At 60.3% G+C, this 25,085-nt stretch carries 19 protein-coding genes; 11 read left to right on the forward strand and 8 right to left on the reverse strand.

Translation table 11 applies throughout. The annotated features are described in order from the left end of the window. Positions 1-108: 108 nt before the first annotated feature. From XH92_RS17315 to XH92_RS17350, 8 genes are all read left to right on the forward strand, one after another. Entirely contained in the window at positions 109-732 is a 624-nt protein-coding gene (locus tag XH92_RS17315; RefSeq protein ID WP_194460280.1) for an FkbM family methyltransferase, read from the forward strand. A 495-nt stretch (positions 733-1,227) separates the two neighbouring features. Beyond that, positions 1,228-1,989, forward strand: a complete 762-nt coding sequence (locus tag XH92_RS17320; RefSeq protein WP_194460281.1) for a hypothetical protein — start codon at positions 1,228-1,230, stop codon at positions 1,987-1,989. Between the two features lie 1,152 nt (positions 1,990-3,141). Further along, the gene (locus XH92_RS43890; protein ID WP_371818045.1) at positions 3,142-3,450 is read left to right on the forward strand and encodes a transposase; all 309 of its coding nucleotides are present in this window, start codon (positions 3,142-3,144) and stop codon (positions 3,448-3,450) included. Next, positions 3,447-3,803 (forward strand): IS66 family insertion sequence element accessory protein TnpB, encoded by a 357-nt coding sequence (gene tnpB, locus XH92_RS17330; RefSeq protein WP_194460283.1) that lies wholly within the window; start codon positions 3,447-3,449, stop codon positions 3,801-3,803. The genes XH92_RS43890 and tnpB overlap by 4 nt, the downstream gene beginning before the upstream one ends. A gap of 50 nt (positions 3,804-3,853) precedes the next feature. Next, a complete protein-coding gene (locus XH92_RS17335; RefSeq protein ID WP_194460284.1) occupies positions 3,854-5,404 on the forward strand; it encodes an IS66 family transposase in 1,551 nt (516 codons plus the stop codon). Then, positions 5,401-6,051: a UPF0149 family protein gene (locus XH92_RS17340; protein ID WP_246788465.1), complete on the forward strand. Its 651-nt coding sequence runs from the start codon at positions 5,401-5,403 to the stop codon at positions 6,049-6,051. The genes XH92_RS17335 and XH92_RS17340 overlap by 4 nt, the downstream gene beginning before the upstream one ends. A gap of 159 nt (positions 6,052-6,210) precedes the next feature. Next, positions 6,211-7,290: a hypothetical protein gene (locus XH92_RS17345; RefSeq protein WP_194460285.1), complete on the forward strand. Its 1,080-nt coding sequence runs from the start codon at positions 6,211-6,213 to the stop codon at positions 7,288-7,290. A 539-nt stretch (positions 7,291-7,829) separates the two neighbouring features. Continuing rightward, positions 7,830-8,015, forward strand: coding sequence for a hypothetical protein (locus XH92_RS17350; RefSeq protein WP_194460286.1), 186 nt, complete (start codon positions 7,830-7,832; stop codon positions 8,013-8,015). A 107-nt stretch (positions 8,016-8,122) separates the two neighbouring features. On the opposite strand, the gene XH92_RS17355 is transcribed toward XH92_RS17350, so the two are convergent. From XH92_RS17355 to XH92_RS17370, 4 genes are all read right to left on the reverse strand, one after another. Continuing rightward, positions 8,123-8,446, reverse strand: coding sequence for a hypothetical protein (locus tag XH92_RS17355; protein WP_194460287.1), 324 nt, complete (start codon positions 8,444-8,446; stop codon positions 8,123-8,125). Between the two features lie 507 nt (positions 8,447-8,953). Further along, complete coding sequence (locus tag XH92_RS17360) at positions 8,954-9,376, reverse strand: hypothetical protein (protein WP_194460288.1); 423 nt, start codon at positions 9,374-9,376, stop codon at positions 8,954-8,956. A 937-nt stretch (positions 9,377-10,313) separates the two neighbouring features. Beyond that, on the reverse strand, positions 10,314-10,817 hold the full coding sequence (locus XH92_RS17365) for a hypothetical protein (RefSeq protein ID WP_194460289.1): 504 nt from the start codon (positions 10,815-10,817) through the stop codon (positions 10,314-10,316). 163 nt (positions 10,818-10,980) lie between these two features. Beyond that, positions 10,981-11,529, reverse strand: coding sequence for a RidA family protein (locus tag XH92_RS17370; protein WP_371818046.1), 549 nt, complete (start codon positions 11,527-11,529; stop codon positions 10,981-10,983). A gap of 633 nt (positions 11,530-12,162) precedes the next feature. Here XH92_RS17370 and XH92_RS17375 point away from each other — a divergent pair. From XH92_RS17375 to XH92_RS17385, 3 genes are all read left to right on the forward strand, one after another. Then, entirely contained in the window at positions 12,163-14,811 is a 2,649-nt protein-coding gene (locus XH92_RS17375) for a PD-(D/E)XK nuclease family protein (protein ID WP_194460291.1), read from the forward strand. Beyond that, a complete protein-coding gene (locus tag XH92_RS17380; RefSeq protein WP_194460292.1) occupies positions 14,808-18,143 on the forward strand; it encodes an exodeoxyribonuclease V subunit beta in 3,336 nt (1,111 codons plus the stop codon). Before XH92_RS17375 ends, XH92_RS17380 begins: the two co-directional genes overlap by 4 nt. 294 nt (positions 18,144-18,437) lie before the next feature. After that, positions 18,438-19,784 (forward strand): IS5 family transposase, encoded by a 1,347-nt coding sequence (locus tag XH92_RS17385; RefSeq protein WP_028343449.1) that lies wholly within the window; start codon positions 18,438-18,440, stop codon positions 19,782-19,784. Between the two features lie 75 nt (positions 19,785-19,859). Here the strand turns inward: XH92_RS17385 and XH92_RS17390 are convergent, their stop codons facing one another. The 4 genes from XH92_RS17390 to XH92_RS17405 form a co-directional block, all read right to left on the reverse strand. Continuing rightward, positions 19,860-20,603 carry a hypothetical protein gene (locus XH92_RS17390; RefSeq protein ID WP_194460293.1) on the reverse strand — a complete coding sequence of 248 codons (744 nt, stop codon included), beginning with the start codon at positions 20,601-20,603 and terminating at the stop codon, positions 19,860-19,862. A 460-nt stretch (positions 20,604-21,063) separates the two neighbouring features. Further along, complete coding sequence (locus XH92_RS17395; RefSeq protein WP_194460294.1) at positions 21,064-22,155, reverse strand: hypothetical protein; 1,092 nt, start codon at positions 22,153-22,155, stop codon at positions 21,064-21,066. A 568-nt stretch (positions 22,156-22,723) separates the two neighbouring features. Then, positions 22,724-23,446, reverse strand: coding sequence for a winged helix-turn-helix domain-containing protein (locus XH92_RS17400; protein WP_194460295.1), 723 nt, complete (start codon positions 23,444-23,446; stop codon positions 22,724-22,726). Positions 23,447-23,824: 378 nt separating this feature from the next. After that, positions 23,825-25,084: an acetyl-CoA carboxylase biotin carboxylase subunit family protein gene (locus XH92_RS17405; RefSeq protein WP_194460296.1), complete on the reverse strand. Its 1,260-nt coding sequence runs from the start codon at positions 25,082-25,084 to the stop codon at positions 23,825-23,827. Between the last annotated feature and the right edge of the window lies 1 nt (position 25,085).

The raw sequence follows: 25,085 nt of genomic DNA on the forward strand, positions 1-25,085 counted from the left end.
AGGCAGGCAAGTTACGGCCCTATTGCGGGGCTTGAAGCCCGTCCCGGCGGTGGTCGCGCTACGGCGGGTGGATTGCCAAGACCGATTCAAGGTAATTCAATAGCCAGAATGAAGATCGGTATCCAGTGTCCGCCATCGATGATCCCGCACTTGGAGCTAATCCAGCGCGGTGAGTATGACGTCGCTTACAATCATCCCCGTCCGATCATTCTCGACGTCGGCGCGAATGTCGGCGGCTTCGCTATTTGGGCGGTCAAGCGTTGGCCCGGCTGCGAGATCTATTGCTACGAACCATTGCCGGACAATTTCGCGATGCTGGAACCAAATGTTGGCACTCTTAGAGATTCTCGGGTCTCGAGTGGCATCCATGTTCACAACTTCGCCGTTGGCGACCCAACGCACACTCGAATGTTTCTGGGCAAGAACAATTGCGGCGAGGCGAGTTTCTTCGACCTGGGAGAACAGGCGGGAAGCTCAGTCACAGTGGTCACAAGGCCGCCGGAGGTCATGCCGCCGGCACAGATCCTGAAAATCGACACCGAAGGGTGCGAAATTGAAATTCTGTCGGGGCTGAGATCGATCGACTACGACGTCGTTCTGCTGGAATACCACTCCGAACGGAACCGGCGAGAGGCCGATTTGCTGCTGCGCGACTATGCGCTGGTCGGCGGCTACGCGCGCAACTTTCATAGGGGCATTCTCAAATACATGCATTCGCGGCTGATCGCGTGATCTGAACAGTTGGGCTGGTTGGACCGGTTAACCTATGAACCACGTCGAGACTTCCGCCCTGGTGTCACCAGACTAGCGTCGATTTTGGCATGCATTGCCGCGTCCGGAGTAGTCCTAAGAGCTTGCGGTGCGGAGGACCATCGGACATGGTGTTCGCAGGGGGAAATCCTCTGCGGTCCCGCCCTGTAGACTGGGACGAGTCAGCGCATGGTGGTGGTAGGCGCAATAACCGATCTCCACCTAACTGGTGCCTCATTGCAGGTCTTCCTCATAGTTGCGGCATCGAGATATTTGGAGCTGCAGCAGAGCGTCTTCGACATGCTTAGCCAAAGCGCGCTCACCATCGCGCGATCGCTTTCCTGCTTGCGATCCCGTACGGTAGGCTGATGTAATTGCGGTGGAAGCGAGGTCGAATATCTCTGAAAGGTCGCGTCGTTCGGCGCTCCTTGATTGCGCGTCGATGTCGCGCTTGACTGGTTATTTTTGGGAGGTGACATGGAAGCGCTTGGAGCAACTCGTATCGTTGTGCTGACACCTTGCTTTGGCGGACAGGTAACAAGTCTCTATGCCGGGTCCGTATTCAAATTGCATTTGGCTTGCCAGGCTCGAGGCATCGAGTTTAGATGGAAAATGGTAGGGGGGGATGCGCTGATCACGCGAGCAAGGGCCGAGATGATCAGGACCTTCCTCGACATCCCGGAAGCGACGCATGCACTATTCATTGATGCCGATATCGGCTTTGAACCGGAGCAAGCGTTCCGGCTTTTGGATCTGAATGTTGACGTAGCTGCAGCTGCGTACCCCGCAAAGGTGCTCGACTTCCAAAAACTGCACAGAGCTGTCGCGTCGAATCGATCAAAGCTAGAATCGGCCTCGTTGGAGTATGTCGTTGCTTGGCACGATCGTGGCGCAGTTTCATCTCAACGGAAGGGCTTTGCACGTGTGCGTTTCGCTGGAACAGGGTTTTTGCTCCTGCGCCGCGCAATGATAGAAAAAATGTGCACTGCCTATCCACAGCTGCAATACAAGGTAACGCACAACCTGAGGCCAGATGGCCACGATGTAGAAAAGGCAAATCGGTTCGCGCTGTTCGATCCGATAATCGAGAAGGACACGGGCGAATACCTCTCCGAAGACTTTGCCTTTTGTAAGCGTTGGACGGATATTGGTGGTGAAATCTGGATGGATATGAGCAGCCGTCTTGATCATTTGGGTCAATTCAAGTTTCAGGGGGATTTGTCGACCCAGTTCGCATAGTCAATGCGAACAATATCCAGCACTCGGAGGGCTGCATAAATGAGGATTGCCCAAGTCCCAGCGCAAAACAACACGACAGCACGCCACGTGTTGGCCCTGAATCGATTTCGCCATTTGATGAGCTCGGATGCGCAACCACTGAAGCAGCGACCGCGGACGACACCGATCATCTGGCCGTAGCTGTCGAACCGGAATTGGGAGCGATGTTTTCGGATGTAGTTGATTTGACGTTGCGATGGATGCAGTTGTCATGCCGCCAATAGACACAAGCTCATGCGCGTCGGCCAATCGGCATCATGTACCACGCGGAAAGTGACACCCCGATAGACTGCACCCGCGACACTTTCCAATATCAGCAGAATACCCCGGCCCACGCCGAAAGGAGAGCAGTCGGTCGAGCCCCACATCGCGCCAGCGCGAGCTCTTCGGAGCTGCATTCACGATCGTGGTGACGTCTGCCGCGGCCGGTCGCGCCTTCGATTTCGTGGTGACCGGCGCGACCTATAGTCTCTTCGGTCTGGCATATGCGGACGCGGACTGGCCGAGTCGTCCACCCGTACGCAATTGGGTTCAAGGAACCCATTCTGCCGGCTACGACAATGACCTCGTCCAAGCGTGTCTTTCCACTCTACCACGCTTACCGCTGGCTATGTCGCTATGTCGGGCTGCAAGAAAGCCAAGGTGCAGGATCGATGCGTCAGCGGGAGTCAGAGCGTGCCATTAAAGCCGGAGACAGGTTGCTGGCTGCCGCGGCGAACTGCTCGCACCATACGTCGAAGTTATCCTGCCGGCGAAGGGCGGGCGATCGTGCTGGACAGCACTGTGCTTCTGCCGCCGCCGGCGATCCCGACTGGCTGGAGAACGCCCCTCGCACCCTGACGACAAGGCTCCTCCTTGATCCTTACGCTATCGCATTTGTCGTTCTGCAGGTCCGTTGACCAGATTGAACGATAGCGGTACGACGCCCCCACCTCGTTTAGGTGGACGGGATGAGCGAGACTCGCGCGTGGATTTGACAACGCGAGGGACGCTCATTCCATGCATCAAGACAGACATCAAGACAGGCATGATGCCGCCTCCTATCAGCGGATCGAGGTGATCACGCGGGAGAGGCGACGGCGCAGTTGGAGCGATGCGGAGAAGGCGCGGATCGTGGCCGAGAGCGCCGATCCGGAGACGAGCATTTCCGAGGTGGCTCGACGCAACGGAGTCAACCGGGGACTGCTCAGTGTGTGGCGGCGCCAGGCGCGGCTCGCGTCGAGCGAAGCGCCGCAGTTCGTGCAAGTCAGGCTCGACGCCGCCGTCGAGGCGCAGCCGAACGCGATCGATAAGGCGCATGTTCCGGTGAGTCCGGCGGAGCGGATCGAGGTGATGATCGCCGGTGCGACGGTGCGCGTGCCTGTCGGCGTCGACGCCGCGACGCTGGAGCGCGTGCTGGCGGCGGTGAGGTCGACGCGATGATCTCGTTTGGTCCAATGGTCCGTGTGTTTGTCGCGACGCAGCCGATTGACTTTCGCAAAGGCGTTCATGGTCTGGTCGCGCTGATAGCGGAGGGATTAGGCGGCAAGCCCTACAGCGGCGACGTTTATGGCTTCCGATCGAAGCGATCGGATCGTTTGAAGCTACTGGTTTTTGACGGCTCGGGAATGGTTCTAGCGACGAAGTGGCTCGAGAATGGGGGCTTCGCCTGGCCACCTGTTCGCGAGGGTACGATGCCGGTGACGGGGGCGCAACTGGCGATGCTGATTGAAGGTCTTGCGGAGTGGTCGCGTGTGGTCCCGAAGGTGACGAAGCGGCCGACGAAAGTTGCCTGAATCGTCTTGTTTTGCTGGCGATTGCGAGTGTGTTCGTGTAGCTCTGCGATATGGCGCTTCGCTTTGAAGATCTCCCCTCTGACCCTGCGGCTCTCGCCGAGATGGTGCTGGCTTTCGAAGGCGAGAACGACGATCTGCGCGCAGAGATCGCGACGTTGAAGAGCCTGATCTTCGGCGCGCGGTCGGAGCGCTCGGCAATCGTCTGCGCTGAACAGATCGCGCTCGATCTGGAACGGACCGCGGGCGCGCAGCCTCCGGCCAATGACGACAAACCGGACGCGCCGAGACCGAAGCGGCGCAAAGCGAGGCGCAACATCGGCGCGCTGCCGGCGCATCTGCCCCGGGTCGAGCGGGTGATCGAGCCGGCGTCCACGCTGTGCCCGTGCTGCACGGGTCAGATGCATCGGATCGGCGAGGAGAGCAGCGAAGCGCTCGATCGGGTTCCCGCGTGGCTGCGTGTGCTCCGCACGATCCGTCCAAAATACGCCTGCCGCTCCTGTGAGGGCCCGATTGTCCAGGCCCCGGCACCGGCGCGGCTCGTCGAGGGCGGCATGGCGACGACGGCGCTGATCGCGCATATCGCCGCGGCTAAATATGCCTGGCAATCGACGCTCTACCGCCAGAGGCAGATCCTGGCGGGCCAGGGTGTCGTCGTCGACCGTCAGACGCTGGCGCGCTGGATGGGGAGCGCGGCGTGGCTGGTCAGGGGCCTCTACGATCTGCAACTGAAGACCATGCATGGCTTCGAGCGGCTGTTTTGCGACGAGACGCCAATGCCAGTTCTCGATCCGGGACGCGGCCGCACGAGGATCTGCCAGTTCTGGGCGCACGCGACGGACGATCGGGCGTGGAAGGGGCCGGCGCCGCCGGCGGTCGCCTACGTGTTCGCAGGCGGTCGCGGCAAGAAGGAGATCGTGGCGCGGTTGGCCGGCTTCGAAGGCGTGCTGCAAGTCGACGGCTATGCCGCCTACGCCTCGCTGGCCGGCGATGCAAAGATGTCGGGCCAGATCCAGCTGGCGTATTGTCTCGTTCACGCGCGCCGCAACTTCGTGAGGGTGCACAAGACGACGAACTCACCCTTCGCCGCGGAGGTTATCGAGCGCGTTGCGGCCGTCTACGCGATCGAAGAGAGGATCCGCGGTCTCGACGCCGGGGAACGCCGCGCAACGCGACAGGCCGAGACGAAGCCGCTGATGGAGGCGTTGAGGGCCCGTCTGATCGCGGTGAAGGACGGGATCTCCCGCCGCTCGACGCTCATCAAGGCGATCGACTACATGCTCGAACGCTGGCAGGGCGTGACGGCATTCCTGGATGACGGGCGGCTCGAGCCGGACACCAACACGGTCGAGCGATCAATCAGGCCAATTGCGATCGGAAAAAAGAACTCGTTGTTCAGTGGTGACGAAGGCGGAGGCGAGACCTGGGCGATACTCGCTTCGCTTCTTAACACGGCGAAATTGAATGGCCTCGACCCCGAGGCGTATCTCGTCGACGTTCTCGATCGCATGGTGAGCGGCGCCACGAAGACCAACCAGCTTCACGAACTTCTGGCCTGGAACTGGAAGGCCGCACGCGAAGCCGAAAAGCGAGCCGCGGCATGACGAAGCCGAAGCAACGGCGGGGAACGCGAAAAGCACACAAGACGACGATGGCGGACTATGCCATGTCGTTCGAACGGCTCGGGCGATGGATCAGCGAGCGCGCCAGGTCGGCGACGCTTCGGCATCCGCGGGCGACGTCGCTCTCCATGCTCGACGGCGCGGTGGCCGCGGTCGTCGCCGGGCCGGTCTCGATGGCGTCCGAGGAATGGGTGTGTCCGCTCCTCGGCGTAGATCCCGACGCCTTCAATCACGACACCGAGGAGTTCTCGGCGATCGCCGCCACGCTGATGCGCCACAACGCAATCGGCGAGACGCTGTCGACGAGACCGGAGAGCTTCGAGCCGCTGTTCGTGCGATCACCGGACGGCGAAGTCGACCCGCAGCCCTGGTGCATGGGCTTCTACGCCGTTATGAAGCTTCGGCTTCTCGTCTGGTCGCGGCTTCTCTCCCCGAACGGAACCGAACACCTTATGCTGCGGCCAATCTTGGTCCATTGCATCGACGACGCCGGGCGGCCCTTGCTACCTCCGGCCCGGCACACGCTGGGAACGCAGCCCATGGTCCAAAACGCCTGGCGCGACATTCCAGCAACCGTCGAGGCCTTGCGCCAGTTCTGGATGCCTATACGCTTCAAGCGCGGTGCGTAGGCCGTTCGCACCAAGTCCGTGGCCCTCTCGTACCGTTTACGATTGAACTATCGAGGTGTTCTGACCGGTGGGGATTCTTCGTAGAGAATCATCTTCACGCGCCTGCCTTCGTGCCCGTGGCATGGTATAGTCTCATCCTTTGCAGGACACGGTATTGCCTTGAAAAAAATCATTGGCGGCATAGCTTACGACACCGACACGGCGGAGTGTCTGACCAGGTCAGATCACCAGCACGAAATGTCACAGGCTTGGTGGTCGCTCTATCGGACGCGTCAGGGGGCGTTCTTTGAGGTCGCTGCCGATCATGACGGCGTGGTAGACACGTACCGGCCGGTCTCGAAGGAAGAGGCGCGCCGGTATCTGGAGCGCCACGCTAATCATTTGGTGGAACGCTACTTTGGGCCTGTGCCCGAGGCCGGGCCGAAGCGATTTTCGCGCCGTACAGTGTTCGCTGCCGTTCAAGTTCTGAATCGGCTCACGCACGCCGAATTCACCCGTTTCCTCTTCGAATTAGGACCCGACTGGCCGAAGATGATCTCGCCGGAGCCACTAAGTCTTGCTAAGCGGCTCAACGAGCTTATGGGCGTATACGATCAGAATCCGGATCGCTTGGTTGAAGACGGGGAGAGCCTGGACGACGTTCTGGTCGAAAAGGCAGTGTCGTTGTTGCCCGCGGAGCGCCGACGATTATGGTCGGGTGAAGAAGAAGAACTACGCGAGGATCACCGCGATTTTCTGCACCGACTTGAGATCGATGGCTTCGTTGTAGCCGACGGGAAATTACGTACGGCGCTTCCGCGCTCCATCGCACTGCCCGAGGCCCAAGACGAACTTTCCGCGCTACTTCTGAAGCACCGCTTTACGGTTGCGCAAGGCCACCTCGATCAAGCCTTCAGTGCCCACACAAGCGGAAATTGGGCCGCAGCGAATGCGCAGATACGGAGCTTCCTCGACGGACTTCTGGACGAAATAGCCGAACGGCTAGATCCCTCTGCCGCTGCCTTGGGCTCGGGAAATCAGCGCCGGGCCCGACTTGCGGCCCTCGGATTCCTGAGCCGTGACCTGAACGAATGGAGCGACAATGGCCAAGGTTACCTCAACGGCCTCATAAAACGCTTGCATCCGCACGGCTCGCACCCCGGCCTTTCCGACGCCGATGACTGTACATTCCGGCTGCATACCGTACTTCTCGCAGCGCGCCTGTTTCTTGTCCGATTTGACAAATGGGACTCTGCTTGAGCGCGGAGAAAGAGGCAACAACGGGCGAGCTCCGTGAAGACGAGCATTTCGTCAGGACCTCGATTGCCCACAGCCTTTCTGCAACGTGGCGGCCCGGCGAGAACCCTCCCGATGCCTATCTCACGCTCGATACGGTACTATCGCTGTGGAAATAACGACCTGACCCAGCATGTCACCGATGACAGGGGCTCGCGGCGTACTGCATCATGTGGTTTTGAGGAGCTTTAGGAGGCGATGCTGTCACTAGCGGTGGATCATAGCCCCTTCAGCTCGGCTCAGCGATGTGCAAAGAGAGCAGATGGCGCACGCACCATTGGCCGATCCGCCGCCATCCTGGTCCGCGCGGACGCGCCCAGCAGTTCTCCGGCTTGACCGTTTGCCTCGCTTGGTGGAATTTGCACACGGCGCCCCCGGGGGAGGGTTTGTCGCGTTCGCCCGCGACGCAACCAGTCCGATCTTGGCCACACCAGGAGCGGGCATTTTCATGGGTAGCGAGCGCTTCGCGCTGATGGAACTAGGTCAGGCACGGAGTGACGCGGATGGCCTTCAGCAAATACGAGTTCAGGGTCGCGCTGTGGCGCCTGATTGAGGAGTATCTGGCCAACGCCGAGACGGCCGAAACCTACGTCGAGCTGGACGAGGAGCTGGAAGTCGCGGCAACCCGGCTGCATCGAAGATCTGAAAAAATCCCAGACGAAGACTTCGACAACCTCGATCTCTCGTGAGCGGCCGGCGGGCGAGGGTAGCGATGGCTTCGCACTGATCTGAGAGCTGACCCGGCCGGCGGCGCCTCAGATTGATCACGGCCGGCGAGAGCTTCGCGCTATCCTAATCATAGGGCGGCCGGGGCGGTGCCGAGGGCGCGCTGACTTTCGATACGAGCGGTCCGGCGCTTGATCTCTTCCGCGATGGCGCGGATTTGTGTCAATTCGCTTTGGCTGTAGCCGCGCCGCCAAAGGTTCATCAGCTTGTCGACGTCGGGCGTCCCAAGGATCGGAGGGGCGTGTATTGCCTGCAGATAGACCGCGAGCAGATCGCCGTCAGCCAGTTCCGGCGCCGTGGTCTTGATAACCTTCGTGTGCTCTGGTGCGAAGATATCGACCTGGCCATCAGCATCCATCTTTGGACGGCGCGCGTTGAACAGGCTGATCCACAAGCTGTCGTCGAAACACTGCCGCGATCGCCGGTGAAATTCACCGCCATCTGTTGCAACGGTCCGTCATGCAGGTGTTCGTATGCGAAGGTTCCCAATTCCAGCAGCTTGCACATCTCCGCATCCTCGCGGGCGCGTCTCGCTTCAGACTCCCGGGTCTCCTCCGCTTCTTTGGCCGCGGCGATCGCGCGAACCTTGGCGCGGTCCCGCGACCTGATCAACGCGACTGCCATTATCGCCGCAACGATCCAAAAGAAACCTTCCGAGGCCGGTCATGTCGCTTCTCAAGCCCCTAATCAACCTAGCGAGCGCTTCGCGCTCGGGTACCTCAATCCCATCAGCATCGCTATGCGCCGGCAGATACGGTCTCTGGCATTCGGTGGGATTTCACCCCATGTGAGGACGGTCGCCGACCAGGCAGCGTCGACGAACTCCGCCCGCCGGTGCGCCGGTACTTGATCGGCCAGGTCGTCAATTTCTGTGCGAGCCACCATTCCTCCCTCAGCGAGTTCAATCTTCCAGGTACGGCTTCGCGAGCTTGTACCATTCCTCTTGGCTCTTGCAGCGGGTCTCACCAACGACACAGTCGATGAACGACATGTCGCTAGTGTCCCAATAGCTGGCATACTCCTTGTTTTCGTTGAGGTCGTACAACCTCAACAGGTTCGATACCTTACCCGTCTTGGTGAAGAGGGAGATTTCGAGAAAGAAGCACTTGTTGAGCTTTTCGCTGTAGTGGTTCCGATAGTTGGACGTCTGGCGCTCGCCGTCCTCTGTCATGTGGGACGGCGACGAATACTCCTTCGCAAAGACCTCAGCGGCTCGCTTCCCACAGCGCTCCTGCAGCATGTAGCGCTCGGCATTGCTCTGCCCGTGCGCCAAGGTCGAGACTCCGCAAAACATCCCCACTAGAAAGACGAGATTCATCCGCATCCCAGCACCCTTGCAACCAATAGCAGCATACAGGCGGTGCCTCGAACCTGGCAATGTCCGGGACAACCAACAAGACTGGCTCTCGACGGTTCGCTACTGTAAGGTTATAGGCGTGTCTTTTACCGTTCGAGGGGCCGGCATGAAATTTGTGGTTGGGTGCTTGGTCGCAATCATCATTGGCGGAGTACTTTTGGTCTTTGGCACCGTATCGCCCTGCGGGATGCTTAGGGAAGTCCAGCGCAAGCAAGACTCAGTGGCAGCAGTCTTGCCGGACGCCGTCCTAGATCTGGCTCTAGCTGCGAAGTACGGCTCCCTTACTCCGGGCAAGTGCGTAGCACTGCTGCTCCAGCTATCGAGGACCGCCAAGAATTCGGTACCACAGCAGCCGACCCAGCCGGTAGCAGTCACAAAGCCCGTCCAGCCGACCGATTTTCAGACTGCAATGCAAGCGGCAAGTACCGTCATGGCAGAGTGCCGCGATCGGCGCTTGCGCGGCGAGATCAAAACGCGATTGGATTCCGTCCAATGTTCAAACCCGAGGGTGACGCAAATATTCTCTGCCGCGCACTACCGATATATGGACCTAATCGAAATGATGAATTCGAGGCGGGAGGCAATTGCGAAAAAGCAAGACCAGGGGCAAATGACGGAGGAGCAAGCTGCTACCGAAGCTCAAAGCCTAATGGCGCAGCTCGCAAATATCGAACGAACACGGGACCTACGAAGCAATTTGGCGGCGAGTGCTCCGCGCTGATATAAGCAACACTTCGGAGACCGCGGATGACCTACGCTGCCAATCGCGGAATTGACCGTTCGGCCAATCGCAAGAAGCGGGTGTTGGGGGCCACGGCAACCACCCCTCGCGCAACTCCGATCCCCGGAACTGACGTTCCATTTCGCCGGGATCGGGTATTGCGTGCCCCCGCAACCAAAAACTTCAGCCGAAGCTCCACGAGGCCCAGTCCAGGATCTTGCCTGCCGTGACCCATGGGTCGCTCCGCAATTCGGCCATCGTGAAACGAAGGACTTGGACGTCTCTCGGACCGCGGCCGCGGCCGCCAAAAATGCCGGTAACGATTTCGGGGGCGCCGGGATAAATTTCGACGGACGCACGGCGCCAGCCGACTTTACCTAGTAGCCGTCCGCTATGGTCATAGGCCCAAACGGCGAGGTTGACATGGTCATCTGCGGTGATTGGCTTGGTCAAGTAGAGCGAAGTGCTTTCGGAGATGTCATCCGGGGGACGCTGATCAGGTCCGATCACCACAACACGGTCGTGTTCTCGTAAGCCGAACTTCACGACTAGCGTGAGCCCAACCAGCAGTAGTTTGGCCGCTCCATCTTCCTCCGCGGTCTCGAAGATGTCTACGATTGTCTCCGCCGCCTGCGCCAAAGCAGTGGCCGCGAGGCGCTCAAGTGCGTCGTTTTCATCCTTTGCCATCTGAGAACCATACCGTCGCTGGCGAAAGAATAAAACACTGGGGTCTGTGGGGAATTGGAAAACCCAGACGGCTGTAACCCGTCGCCTATGCAGGTTAGAATCCATGCCAGACCGACCAAATTCGCGGGCAGAAGATTACGGTAGTCGGGAGAGTGCCGCTGAGCTATCCCGGGCAAGTTGCGAGTTTGCACAATTTCGCATACCGAGATTGGCGCGGACGCCGGGAGTCGAGCCCGGGCTGCGAGAGTGCGGCGAGAAGATGATCCCGGCCGATCCCGTCCATGATGGCGCCAAGATGGGTAACATCGTCGTCGCCATCGGCGACGCCAACCTCCACCGCGTTGTTGGACGGAAGGCCCGCCATGCCGACGGCGGGTCGAGCGTGCTTGCCGTTCGCTTCGCCGAAGACCTCCACCATCAAATCGGAGAAGCCGTTGACGACCTTCGGTTGCTTACCAAAACCGTCGGCCGAGTTGACCATGCCGAAGACTTTGACCACGCGCTTCACCCGATCTAGGCTACCGAGCGCGGCGCGCACATTTGCCAGCATGATCAATCCGACCTGTCGCGCCGTGTCATGGCCCTCCTGTACCGTGAGATCTCTGCCAACCTTTCCCTTGTACTTCCGACCGGGGGCCGGAGTATTTCCTGAGAGGAACAAGAGGTTTCCCACGCGGACCGCGTCGACATAGTTGGCGACGGGAGGCGGCACGGCCGGCAGCGTGATGCCAACTCCTTTAGTCGCCCTCGGCGGAGGGCAATCCCTGCGCGAGAGCGGGGGCCAACAGGACAATCCACAACGTCAATCCAAGCGCGCATGCGCCTAGCAGCGAGGTTGGCCTCGTTGCGCTAATGACATCTGTCATGGGCGTCTCCGTGAACACAGGTCGCGCGTCGATGACGACCATGAAGAAATAGGCGAGCCTTTCATGCAGAGATTAGTGGCAAATTGTAACATCTGCGCCGGCTCGCACCGTGCACAGTGAACGAACGATCTCCTCATCAGCTAGCGTGCTGTCTCGGTTACAGATTGGACCGTTTCGTACAGAAGCGCCCTGTCACTTGCCTTGGCTTTTTAGATGGCGAGCGCAGGACGTTCCCTAAGATTGGAATTCACCAGAAGCGGCGGAAACCACCCGCAGAATGATTTTTAGGTTCCGAGCAGCAGCGCCGGCGATCGTACTGTCCAGCCTTTGATAGTCGTGGAAACTTGCTACTTATCGAGCGGTCGCGGTTGCTGAGCGGGTCCGTCCGTGAGACGAGTCCTCGCTTTGAAGTAATGCGGATGCGCCGAAAACGACGGTCAAACGAAGGCGCACCAAAGGCGGGGGCATTTCGTCCGTAAATGCAATTGCGTAGAACGGTGGTCGTCCATACGATCCTCGCCGGTCACATGGTTCGTGTAGACGCCGCCCGCCGCAACGAAGCTGGCGTACAGGTCGTGACCATGGGCCAGCTTGCCGCGAGGCTTGCCGGTGGCCTTCTTCAACCGGTTGATCTCCACGTCCTCACGGAAACCGTCAGTGACACGCTCCCGGACGTCGAGATGGGTGAACTCGAGCCCATCAAAGAGCTGCCCGGAATGCCGGCGGCGGTCACCGCCACCTTCGACAAAGCATGGCGCGCCGGAGTTGATCTATCGGTGGTTGGCCATCCGCGGACCGACGCATTGGCGGCGCTCGAGCAGGCGGTCGTCCAGCGCTTGCCGGCATCGATGAAGCGGCCGGGCGATCTGGTCGAGATGGCGCTGCGGCGGATCGGACATGCGCCGGCCGTGATCGGTCCTCTGGAAATCCAGGGCCACAGCGAGATGTCACCGTGCTGGCGGCCGCTCCTGATCGCGCTCGCTGGAATTATCCCGGTGTCGTGGATTGCCGGCCCAAGGCATGTACCGGATTGGCTTAAGGCCTCGAAAGTCGAGGTGATGGCGTTGCCGCCGGCTGAACCGCCGGTCGAGGTGTTCTCCTGCGCAAATCAGGTCCATGAGGTCGGCGAGGCTTTCCGTTGGATGAGAGCCTTGCTGGTGAAGGGGGTGTCGGCGTCGGACATCGCCATCGCGGCGTCCAGCCCCGGCGACTACGACGACCACATGTTCTCAACGGCGCGAGATGCCAATCTTCAGATCCACTTCGTGCATGGCGTGAAGGCGCTGACCACCCGTGACGGGCAGGCGGTCGCGGCCCTGGCGGAGGTACTGGTCAAGGGACTGTCCCAGGAACGGGTGCGGCGCCTGCTGCCACTGACCCAGGGCGGACCGCTGCGCGACCTGCCGGGAGAGTGGACACGGGTTCTTCCCGTCGACGCTCCGCTGACCTCGGCCGAGCGGTGGGAGAGGGTGCTTACTCAAGCGGATGACGCCGAGTGGCCGGATGGCAAGAACCGAACTGCCGACGTGATGGAAGTGATCCGGTTGCTGGATCGGGGCACCGAGTCGGCGGAGCTGGCGGGCGAAACGCTGTTGAGCGGAGTTCAGCGATCCCTTTGGCGCCGGGCGCTGCGGGAAGGACCGGCGCAGGCCCTGCCGGTCACGTTGGCAAGCTTGCGCATCGAGGACGGCATCGAGCCGGCCACCAACGCGATCTGGACGTCCGCGCTCGCACTGGCATCTTCGCCGCGTTCTCACGTCTGGTTGCTGGGACTGAACGCGGGCCGATGGCCGCGGCGGATCTCGGAGGACCGGCTCATTCCGGATCACGTGCTGCCCATCGAGCAGCTGGACCCGTTGCCGGTCGCGGATGGCGACAAGCGGGATCTCAAGACAATCGTGCGGATGGCGCAAAGCGTCCAGATTTCCTTCAGCCGGCGCGACGCCGAGGGCCGCATGCTCGGACGCTCGCCGCTGATCTCGGATCTCACTGGGACCTATCTCGACCGCGCCGGAACGCCAGAACACGCCTTCAGCGAGGCCGACCGGCTTCTTGCCCGTCCCTCCGAGTTCTCGCACTTGCCGATCGCCGTCTCCGGACTGGCATGCTGGCGCGACTGGCATCGCAACGAAATCACACCGCACGACGGCCTGATCGCGCCGGCGCATGCGCGGCTGAGCAAGTTGCTCGAGCGGCCGCTCTCGGCGACTTCGTTGAAGATACTTCTGCGGGATCCGATCCGCTTCGTCTGGCGCTATGGTCTCGGCTGGAAGGCTCCGGAGGACGCCGACGAGCCCCTGACCCTCGACCCCAACGCGTTCGGGACGTTCGTGCACGCCGTGCTGCGCGATGCCGTCGAGCTATTGGAGGGAGATGGCGGAATCGCCAGCGCCGACCCGGAACGCATCGAAGCCGCTCTGGCGGACGCCCGCGATCGCGCGGTTGCCAAATGGGAGGATGCCCAGCCTGTGCCGCCGGACGTGATCTGGCACAGCACCACAGCGCGCGGGCATGCGCTAGCGGCCGCTGCGCTGGGATACGGCCTGGGGCCGCTGCCGAACCAGAAGACCTGGTGCGAAATACCCTTCGGAAAGGCCGACCCCAAGGACGATGGCCGCGATCTGCCCTGGTCACTCAACGCGCCTGTCGAGATTCCGGGGACCGGCCTGCTGATCGAGGGACAGATCGACCGGCTCGATCTCTCGGGCGACAGGTCGCGCGCCCGCGTCATCGATTACAAGACGGGGAGGCTTGGCAAGAAGATGAACGAGGTGGTCATCAAGGGTGGCGCCGAGTTGCAGCGCTGTCTCTATGCTTTCGCGGTCAAGACGCTGCTCGGCGGCGGCGTGACGATCGAGGCTTCGCTTCTCTATCCGAACGCCGCAGAAGGAGACCGGGCGGTGTTTCCGCTGGCGGACCTCGACGGCGCGCTGGCGAAAGTGTCGTCCGCAGTGGTTGCCTCCCGCGACGCGATGCTGTCCGGCGTAGCGCCACTGGGCGAGGACGCCGCCGGCGACTACAACGATCACGCCTTCGCACTGCCGGCCAATCCAGGATACCTGCAGCGCAAGCTGCCGCTCGCGGTGATCAAGCTGGGCCCGGCCGCAGCGGTGTGGGAAGAGCCATGAAGAAGATCCCGGACTTGGAGGCACGGTTAACCGCGCTGACCGCCGTCGATCGCACCCTGCTAGTCGAAGCCGGCGCCGGATCCGGGAAGACGTCGGTGATGGCCGGCCGGGTCGCCGTGCTGTTCGCGCGGGGCGTTGCCCCAAAGCACATCGCGGCGATCACGTTCACCGAATTCGCCGCCAGCGAACTCCGTCTCCGGATCGAGAAGTTCACGACGGCGCTGTCTATGGGCGAAGTGCCTCGCGACCTGGCCCAGGTCTTCCCGAACGGCGTTCCCGAGGCGGAGAAGGCTAATCTCTATCGCGCCTGCCAATCGTTCGACCAGCTCACGTGCAGCACTATCCACGGCTTCGCGCAGGCGCTGATCAAACCCTATCCGGCAGAGGCAGGCATCGATCCCGGGGCGAACATCGTCGACCCTACCGAAGCAGACCTGGCATTCAAGGAGCGCTACGAGGCTTGGCTGAAGGAGAAACTTTCCGGGGATGCCGGCGACGGCCTGATCGCCCAGATCACCCTCGCGAGCGAGGCTGCCGGACTGACGCTCGTTGCGGATGTGGCGCAGTTCCTGCGCAAGAACCGTGACGCCAAATGCGCGCGGACCGCGTGGTCCTCCCGCGCCATGGCGGATTTCGCACGGGCGGTGGAGCAGTTCGAAGCGACCCTTTGCGGCTATGCCTACCGCGAGGAGAAGACGGCGGCCGCATGTCGGGCGCTGCGCGTTCTCGCCGACTTTCTCGGCTGCCACGGACTGGCCGAGACGGTGCCCGCCAACGCCGCCTTGATCGCCGCGCTCGACTTCGAGCGCGACGACAGTTGCTTCACTCAGGCGGGCGGGCGAAGGGCGCTGCAGACCAAGACGAAATGGCAGGACGCAGCCGCCAAAGCTGGCCAGTCGAAGACCAACGGAGCGGCGGCATTCGACGCGCTCCTCCCGCGATACAAGGCTTGCCACGACGCCTTGGAGGCGTTGCTGGGAGCCATCGCTGGTGAGCTATTGTCGCGGCTGTGCGAGGAAACGCGGAGCCTTCTCGAGGAATGGCGCGACTACAAGCGGGACGCGGCCTTGCTGGACTTCGACGACCTGCTCTACACCGCGCGCGACCTGCTGCGCGACCATGGAGAGGTGAGGCGGGCGCTCTCGCAGCGTTTCCGGCACGTCATGGTCGACGAATTCCAGGACACCGATCCGCTGCAGACGGAGATCCTGTGGCTGATCTGCGGGGATGATTTCGACGGAGGCGACGCGCTCGCCCGTCCTCTGCGCCCCGGTAGCCTATTCATGGTTGGCGACCCTAAACAGGCGATCTACCGGTTCCGCGGTGCCGACGTGAACGCCTACATCGCTGCGCGGTCGGCGGTGGATGCCGGCTCGCAGATCAAGATCACTGCCAACTTCCGGTCCGTTGAGCCGATCGTCGATTTCGTCAACACTCGGTTCGAGCCGGTCCTGTCGGCCGCTGGGCAGCCCGGATTCTCCAAACTGTCGCCGATCCAGCCCGCGCTCGGTGGCAAGTCAGGTGTGCGCGCGCTGGACGTCGTGGTCGAGGGAGAAAAGCCCAGGGCCGCCGCGATCCGCGACGCCGAAGCGATCGCTGTGGCCGACCTGTGCGACAGGCTGGTCGGCAATCTACGGGTCCGAGACCAACACGCCGGCGAGACAAGACCGTGCCGTTTTGGCGACATCGCCCTGTTGGCGCCCGTCGGCACCGAACTCTGGCGCTTCGAGGAGGCGCTGGAGCAGCTCGCAATCCCGGTCTCGACCCAGGCGGGCAAGGGCTTCTTCCGGCGGCAGGAGATCCAGGATCTGATTGGGCTGACCCGCACTCTCGCCGACCCGCGCGACACGCTCGCATTTGGCGCGCTGCTGCGTGGACCGCTGGTCGGCCTCTCCGAAACCGAACTGCTCGACATCTCGGAAGCACTGCCGTCCGATCCGGAGCGGCAAGGGCTGCCGATGCTCACGATCCGGACCGATCCGGCAAGTGTGGGCCATGCCCTCGCCAAAGACGTCCTGATGAAGCTGTCGTCGTTGCGCAAGCGGGCGCGTACCACGACGCCGTACGCGCTCCTCGCCGACGCGGTCGCGGCGCTCCACGTGCGTGCGCAGATCCGGCAGCGGTTCAAGGCCGGTGCCGAACGGGCGGTCGCCAACGTCGATCTCTTCCTCGACATGGCGCGAGCCTACGATGTTCGCGGCCTGCGGGCGTTCGCGAGCGACATGCGTGCGAACTGGGAAGAAGCGGTCCGCCAGGTCGAGGGCCGGCCCGACGCCGAGCAGGAAGCGGTCTCGCTGATCACCGTCCACGCGGCCAAAGGTCTCGAGTGGCCGGTCGTCATTCCGATCAACATGACCGGCACGCCAAACACCGAAGCCGGCCTGGTCCAGGACCGCTCGAAGAACCTGTTCTCGATCCCGATCCTCGGTATCTGTCCGGCGGACCATGCCGACATCGAGGCTCGCGCCGACGAGGAGCAGCGGCGCGAGCGCGTACGCCTCTGGTACGTGGCCGCGACCCGGGCGCGCGATCTGCTGATCCTGCCCAGGCACTCCGTCGAGCTGTCGGACAAGTGTTGGGCGAAGCTCGTCGATTTGGGCGTAGCCGGTCTTCCGGCGATCAACCCAAAGGACGTCGGCGCCGCGAAGGAAAGGGACGTCACACACCGGGAGAACGGCCAGACCCGCGAGACCTTCATCGCCGAGGCGACCGCCATCTTTGACACGCGCAAGACCGTGCTCTGGCGTCGCCCGAGCCGGAGAGAACTCGACCAAGTGGACGAAGCGGAAGCGAAGATCGAACGCGAGGAGGCTCCGGAAGCCGCTGCCCTGGAGCCGGCCGCCGTCCTCGGCAGCTCGACGCGCGGCACCATCCTTCATAAGCTGATCGAGGAGGTGCTGACCGGAGAAACCAGTGACGCCCAGGTCCCCCTCGAAGCGCGGGCCGCCGAACTGGTTCGCCAGATCGGGCAAGAGCCGGCGGCGGACCCGAAGGTCGGCATCAGCGCCATCGAGCTGGCCGCCACGGTGCGGCGGACGCTCGCCCTTCCGGACGTCGCAAAGCTGCGGCCGCGCCTCGTCCCCGAGCTCCCACTGTTCGGAAGCGAGACCGGCAACAACGAGGAGGTGCTGCTCTCCGGACAGGCCGACGCGATCGCGTTCGATGACGCCGGAGCCGTCGAGGCGGTCGTCGATTGGAAGAGCGACGTGGCTCCTGACGCGTCGAGCATCGGCCACTACAAGCAGCAGATCGCCGATTATCGGAAGCAGACCAAGGCCAAGCGAGCACTGCTTGTCTTCATGACCACCGGTCAGGTCGTCGATGTTGATTGATCAAGCCGACGAAATCGAACCGCGGCTGCTGTTCTGCTCGTGAACGGAAGCTTGTTGATGAGTTGATTGACGCTGATCTGCATTTGATAGACGGCGCGCTTGCGTATCAGAGGCTGGCTTTTATTTCGTCGACTGTGAACAAGCCTGTAAGCGGTTGAGCAGGAGTCTGTTTTTGGGATTTGATGGCGTTTGAGATTGCAGGGATTTGAGGCTTGATGGCCGCAAACCCTGCAAATTCGTTTTGTGGATTCCTGTCCACTGTGAACCGTGCTTCTGTGGTGCACCGGAGGGACGATGCGGCCGAAGAAGCACAAGACGACAGGATCGAACGATCTGTTCCGGGCACGGTTGGACCAGATCATCAACATGAAGCACGAGCTGGTTCTGCTTGCCGGCAAGATCGACTGGGACTGGATCGACAGCGAGATCGCCCCGCTCTACAGCGAGAATGGCAGGCCGGGGATCGAGACCCGCTTCATGATCGGGCTGCTGTTGCTCAAGCACATTTACGGGCTGTCCGATGAGGGGGTGTGCGAGCGCTGGGTGCACGATCCGTACTTCCAGTTCTTCACCGGCGAAGAATTTTTCCAGCACGTTTTCCCGCACGAGCGCTCGGACCTGAGCCATTGGCGCAAGCGGCTCGGTGACAAGCTGGAGCGGTTGTTGGCCGAGAGCCTTCGGGTGGCGCACGAGACCGGTGCGTTGCGCAGCCAGGACCTCAAGCGGGTCACGGTCGACACCACAGTGCAACCGAAGGCCATCAGCTTCCCGACCGATGCCAAACTGCTGCATGCAGCGATCCGGGGGCTGAACCGCCTGGCGAGGAAACACGGGGTCAGGCTGCGGCAATCCTATTGTCGCGTGGCCAAAAGCGCGGCGATGATGGCGGGCCGTTACGCTCATGCCAAACAGTTCAACCGGCATCAGCGGCAGCTGCGTATCCTGCGCAGCCGGCTGGGGAGGATCATCCGCGACATCCGCCGCAAGATCGAAGGCCAGGCGACGCTGGAGGAGGCGTTCGCCCTCCCGCTTGGCCGGGCCACGCAGATCCGCTCGCAGCAGCAGCGCCAGCGCGGCTTCAAGCTTTATTCTTTCCATGCCCCGGAGGTGGAGTGCATCGGCAAGGGCAAGGCCGCCGCGCCTTACGAGTTCGGCGTGAAGGCCTCCATCGTTACCAACAATCGCCGCGCCCCCGGTGGCCTGTTCGTGCTGCATGCCAGGTCGCTGCCCGACAACCCTTACGACGGTCACACGTTGCGGGACGTTATGGACCGCACCGAGACACTTACCGGCTGTGCGATCGAGCGGGCCTATGTCGACAAGGGCTACCGCGGCCACGACGCGCAAAATCCCCGTCGCGTCTTCATCTCCGGCCAGAAGCGCGGTGTCTTCGGCGCCATCAAGCGTGAGCTGCGCCGCCGCTCCGCCATTGAGCCCATCATCGGACACCTCAAAGCCGAAGGACACCTCGGCCGGTGCTACCTCAAGGGCCGCGCCGGCGATGCGGCAAACGTCGTCCTCTCCGCCGTCGGACACAACCTCCGTCGCATCCTCGCCTGGTTCAGAGAACTTTTGCGCCTATTGTTGGTCTCGCTCTGGCGCACGCTCAACTCTCCAGCTCAGCTCAATCCGGCTTCTTAACGGTCGACTATTTCCGGCACTTTTTGCAGAGCCTGCGTAACATCAGTTGCCAAATTTGACTGGACAGTACCAAGCTTATTCAACCGTCGAATCCAGTCTTAGTACAAGATCGTCGCCCTGAGTGCACATCTGAAGCTGCATTTTTGAATCGTCGCGCATAATGAATAAATACCAATACAAGGCACTGAATCGTCGCGACAACTGCCATCCAGATATCTTAAGCCCCGCCGCCTCAATCATAGGCTTGAAAGTATCGATATGTGAGCCTTTCAAATTTTCGTTTAAAACTATGAGACCATCTCGCTCAAGATGTTTGCGTATGCCCGAGAAAAACTGGCGACGCAGACGCCACTTGTCGTCTAGATATATACGCGGCTCGAGATTGTGGCTGTACTCCAGCATGTTGCGCTCAGCAAAGTGAGGTCCAGTACCAACGACGAGGTCGAACTTCTCAGATTCTGGCAATGCCAAGAGCCCGTCGCCTTGATAAATTGTCACACGATCTTCGATATCATTCTTGCGCGCGGTATATTGCGCGGCATCAATGGCGGGTTGATAAATATCGGCAAGACACAGGCTCTCGCAAATTTGACTAGCCAACATCGAATATCCGATAAATGCAGGACCGGAGCACCATTCAAACATGCGTCGAAACCGGGGCCTCACTTCAAAGCAACTGAACAGATCGAGAAAATCATCGGCTAGATAAACGCCGCCGCCATTTGCATCTTCAGTATAATAGACGGAAACGCCATTCCAAGATTTGAACTTGTAATCGTGTGCAATCGATTCAGGCGCGGATGTTGTGGGAGGAGGCATGGTCGGTATGTGTCCTGAAGTTATCGCGGCACTCAACGTAAAGTCTGACTTATCCGGTGCCAATCTACAACAATTGATAGTTTTCGAGTCGAAACAAGGATCGATCAGGGGCTCCGAGGTTCTAACCGCTGCAGCATGGAAAATTCAGTGGCGGGGCGGCAGTTGTGCTAAGTAGCCGCCGCCGCCGTCCCAAAGATAGGCGAACGACCCGATACGGCGGTTGCTCCGTCGGCGAGCGTATCGAGGGGAGCATTCGGATCGGGACAGCCGCCGGGTAAGAGAAGACCAACTTCCGTGGCAGAGACCACGGTGGATGGGCTCTTACCCGCGGTGCCGACTGATGCAGACGGCGGCACGTCAGCTAGATTCCTCGATAACTTGGCGCAGCACAACGGAGGAGCGCCAAACGGCGCGCACGAATCGATAAGCTTACGTTTTTCTGGCGTCGGTATTTTCGTGATCACAATGCTCTTTCATACTGACCAGAATACACGGCATCGATTTCGTTGATTAATGACGCTCTTATTAGGAGCAGCAGCAATTCCGGGTATGAAAAGCCTAACGTCAATCCTCCCTTCGCAAAGGTCGCCGCCGAACTTAGACTTGGTAGAGTATTGACTTCCAAGAAGTGAGCGGATTCATCATCCGATACTATAAAGTCGACCCGGCCGTGGACAGTGAGCTGGAGTTGCTCCGCGATCGAGCGTGCATCCTTCATACATTTCTCAGCCGCCAATTTTGAAAGGCGAGCAGGACAATGAAAACGAACAGCAGCGCCCGAGCTTCCACCCTCCAATTTGCTGATCTCGTCATAAAACGCGCGCTCTGTCTCGACTTCGATTGGCTCCGTGCAGAACATCTCTGTGCCGAGCTGTATCAGTGAGACAGTGCAGACGCGCCCTTTCACAAACGATTCGCAGAAATAGGGCGTCTTCGGATCGACAGTTGAAATCCGAGACACGACTTCGTCCACGTTGTTGCACTGTGCCATTCCCACGCTACTGCCGCCAGTGTCACCCTTGAGCATGACGGGGAAAGTCAGGCCGCTGCTTGAGATGAGGTCACCAATAGCTTTTGCCGAACGAGGTAGTAGCGTTGTCGAACTGGGAGTTGAAATACCCAAGGACCGTACCATTGTTTTGCAAGTCGTCTTCGAATTGCAGATGGCACTCGGCAATACAGATGGTCCTAGATAGGGGATACGTAGATAGTCGAGAAGACCTTGCATCTTTCCGTCCTCCCCGTGAGGGCCGTGGATCATGATCAGGGCAAAGTCAATATTCTTGAGCCGATCAATGAAGCCAAACAGATCAGGATTGATGATCTCAATACTGAACCCCTCTTCGGCGAGGGTCGAAGCTACACTTGTGACAGACATTCCTTTCGCTGGGCCAGATAGCAGAGCGCGGCGGTAATATGGATGATCTTCTGGAGATATCGGGCCGTATATAAGACCAATCTTTAGTTGTCTTACGAATTCAAGCACTTTTGGTACGATGGCCTTCTCATTCTCTACACGCTTGTTGTCTGGAAGCATCTGATAACTGAGCATTGTTTCACTCCTCGGAAGTCCTGTTTGGCGAGGTTCATCACCGTGTCGTCAGCGATCGGCATGCCGCCAAAGACGCTGTGCTCATCTTTCTAAAGGATACAGCGCTCTGCTTCTTTCGGAGCCAGCGGATTGTGTCTCCGCTTACCTTGTTCGGACCTAGACGTGTTCAACCGGAGACGTCTGAAAAGCAGAACAAGACGCGATCGAGTGCGGCGCGGCGACGGGAGCGTGCTCGTTGTTGCAGCGGAGTGCCGTAACGATGCGAGGCCGGCGTCCAGTGTCGAGCGACCAGTTCTCCGCACCCATCGGCAATTTTTGGGTTCACCGCTTGCCGCCCACGCGATTCCATTGGCAGTTCGACCAACAATGCACCAGCAAATCAGCGACCGCCTGGAAGTGCCCGGAGGCTTACGTAGCACTTGTAATGGTATCATTACATGAGCACGTCCACTTGCCAAAAGCCTATTGCAAGCAAACTGCAAAGCTATGGTCTGTGGTGACCGCAGCCGTTGCATAACGGCCCCTCACTTTCGTCATCGCGGCGATTGTGGGCCGCGCGGCTTTGGTCTCAGGTCAGCGCGTAACCGACGCCGCGGACAGTCCGGATCAGCTTGCGCCGGGGCATCCCGTTGAGCGCTCGGCGTAGACGCGCTACATGGACATCGACAGTCCGCGAGCCTACGAAAACATTCTTCAGCCACGTGGCGCGAACGAGTTGGTCGCGGGTGAAGACGCGGCTTGGTTCGCTCATTAGATAGCGCAGCAAGCGGAATTCGGTTGGCGCAAGCCGGAGCTCTTGCTTGGCGCGACAGACGCGAAAGCCGATGGGATCGAGCTCGATATCCTCGAAGATCAGAAGCTTTCTGGCGGACGGCCGCGCCAATATCGAGTGCAATATGCCGATGAGGCGTTCCGGCGGCGTGGCCCGCGGCAAGACTTCGAAGCCTTCTTGCTGCAAAGTGAGATTGCCGTGATCTTGCTGGATTGCATCACTTATCAAAATTACGATCGGCCTTTCGAAACTACAAAGCAGATTAAATTCGCGGAGTGTGCCCTGTGTGAAGTCGACTTGGCTGCAGTCGATCAGAATGATATCGGGCAGAGCCTCTTCTAATGCTCGTTTACACTCTTCATCGAAGATGACGACACGAAGCCCGAAGCCGGCTGTCTCGAGAATATATCGCAGCAGGCATACATAATCCCTGTCGGTCCCGTAATATAGGATTATTGGTCGCAACCGACCGGACAGCTCGTCTTGCATACCCGCTAAACTATTAAGCGTGACAGACAACACGGCTTCCTCTTCATCGGCATATCGGTACTCGCGAAGCGCGCTCTTCGCCAGGCGAGCTCTCCCCGTCCGGTCGACCAGTATAGAGAGCGTTTTTACTGAGTAAGCCCTACCCAATGTGATAGGGGGATGCACAGGATGGCCGTAAAGTCGGTGCGGCCATTGAGCTTGGTTCGTGCCGCAAGGGAACGAGTCAAGATAATGACGTCACGAACAAAAGCGACGGCAACGCTGCTGGTTGGCCGGGTGTGAAGATCGTGCGGACCGGGCCTCTGGTCGATGCGGGCCTCGCGGATGGCGAGGTCGCCCGCGCCCTCATTACTTTGACGTTGCTAGTCCTCCAACCGAGGGCTTTGGCGAAACAAGCAAAGCTGCCGCTCAATGAAGCAACGGAACGCCTATGGATGCCTCGAAGCGGCGGAGGACGGTATTGGCTACCATATTCGCCTCCGTAAAGGAGTCCGCTCGCAAATGGTACCAGCCGAGAATCTCTTTCCGTCGGACTTCGATGCTCGGTTCGAGGCGATGTGGATCGAACTCGATCAAATTTTCGCTATATTCCGTCAACCACGACAGATCAATCCGGTCAGCGAGCGCCGCGTCGCGGCCCGGCATGATGTTGCGGGCAGAGACGTAGCCGGAATACTGCGGTGGGACGTCGCGGATTGGAAAGCCAAGATGAATATCCAGCAACCGCTCCTGAATCCATTCACCCGTCAGGTGGTGATATACTGACGGCATAACGCCACCCATAACGCGGGAATTCATCTCAACCAGGACGGGGCCTTGTTCCGTTGCAATCATCTCAACGTGAAAGATCCCCATGTCGAAACCCAGCTCCCGGGCCACTGCTTCCGCATACTGGAAGCAAGACTTGATCTGATCCTGTGTGAGATCGGCGGGCATCGACGCTCCCATCTCGATACATTCGTCTTCGCGTGCGCGTGGGTGATCGGACACCATAAAATGATAGAATTTTTCGTCCCGCACACCAATCTCCGCAGATACCAATGGGCCGATAAGATGCTCCTCGACGAGGATTCCTTTGCGAAATTGGGCTTGCAGGTGTACAGGCAAGGCATCAATGCCGGATAGGAGGTTCTGAGCCGCACGTTCGGCATCGGTTGACGTTGGTGCGACCGCGGCGAGCAGACTATAATAGCCAGTCCGCGGCTTGACCACGACTGGGACACCGATGGCTTCCGCCGCTGCGCGAGCCTGTCGCGGCGTCACCACCTGACGGAATCTGGGGCAGCGCAGGCCAGCGGATTGGATGATTTCGCGCGCGCGAGCCTTGTCGCGTGCCGCCGCTACCGCAGACGCGCTTGTAAACGGAATACTTAGCCGGGCACAGACACGGGCTGCGACGTCAACGCACGCCTCGAATTCGGAGATGACGGCGTCGATCGGTGCGATTGCGGCGATCTGCTGCAAGCTGCGTAACACTGCCGTCTCTACGGTGGTGGCCGAGATCGTGATGACTGTGTCTAGTGTCGAAACTATTCGCTGGACGCGCTCCGTCCGGAAACGATCGTCGCGATAGCCAGACCTGATCAAGGAGACGCGCAATCCCCGTTGCTTGGCGAGGCGCATGGTCTCAACGCCGCCCCAAGTGGTGTCGATGAAGACGATATGCATC

It is taken from the genome of Bradyrhizobium sp. CCBAU 53421 (assembly GCF_015291625.1).
Lineage (GTDB): Bacteria > Pseudomonadota > Alphaproteobacteria > Rhizobiales > Xanthobacteraceae > Bradyrhizobium.

Bases quoted from the DNA above. Each gene is read 5' to 3' on its own strand.
- XH92_RS17380 (WP_194460292.1), top strand. From the start codon at position 14,808: ATGAAGAAGATCCCGGACTTGGAGGCACGGTTAACCGCGCTGACCGCC.
- XH92_RS17320 (WP_194460281.1), top strand. From the start codon at position 1,228: ATGGAAGCGCTTGGAGCAACTCGTATCGTTGTGCTGACACCTTGCTTT.
- tnpB (WP_194460283.1), top strand. From the start codon at position 3,447: ATGATCTCGTTTGGTCCAATGGTCCGTGTGTTTGTCGCGACGCAGCCG.
- XH92_RS17405 (WP_194460296.1), bottom strand. From the start codon at position 25,084: ATGCATATCGTCTTCATCGACACCACTTGGGGCGGCGTTGAGACCATG.
- XH92_RS17350 (WP_194460286.1), top strand. From the start codon at position 7,830: ATGGCCTTCAGCAAATACGAGTTCAGGGTCGCGCTGTGGCGCCTGATT.
- XH92_RS17390 (WP_194460293.1), bottom strand. From the start codon at position 20,603: ATGCCTCCTCCCACAACATCCGCGCCTGAATCGATTGCACACGATTAC.
- XH92_RS17340 (WP_246788465.1), top strand. From the start codon at position 5,401: ATGACGAAGCCGAAGCAACGGCGGGGAACGCGAAAAGCACACAAGACG.
- XH92_RS17335 (WP_194460284.1), top strand. From the start codon at position 3,854: ATGGCGCTTCGCTTTGAAGATCTCCCCTCTGACCCTGCGGCTCTCGCC.
- XH92_RS17395 (WP_194460294.1), bottom strand. From the start codon at position 22,155: ATGCTCAGTTATCAGATGCTTCCAGACAACAAGCGTGTAGAGAATGAG.
- XH92_RS17385 (WP_028343449.1), top strand. From the start codon at position 18,438: ATGCGGCCGAAGAAGCACAAGACGACAGGATCGAACGATCTGTTCCGG.
- XH92_RS17375 (WP_194460291.1), top strand. From the start codon at position 12,163: ATGCAATTGCGTAGAACGGTGGTCGTCCATACGATCCTCGCCGGTCAC.
- XH92_RS17365 (WP_194460289.1), bottom strand. From the start codon at position 10,817: ATGGCAAAGGATGAAAACGACGCACTTGAGCGCCTCGCGGCCACTGCT.
- XH92_RS17360 (WP_194460288.1), bottom strand. From the start codon at position 9,376: ATGCGGATGAATCTCGTCTTTCTAGTGGGGATGTTTTGCGGAGTCTCG.
- XH92_RS17315 (WP_194460280.1), top strand. From the start codon at position 109: ATGAAGATCGGTATCCAGTGTCCGCCATCGATGATCCCGCACTTGGAG.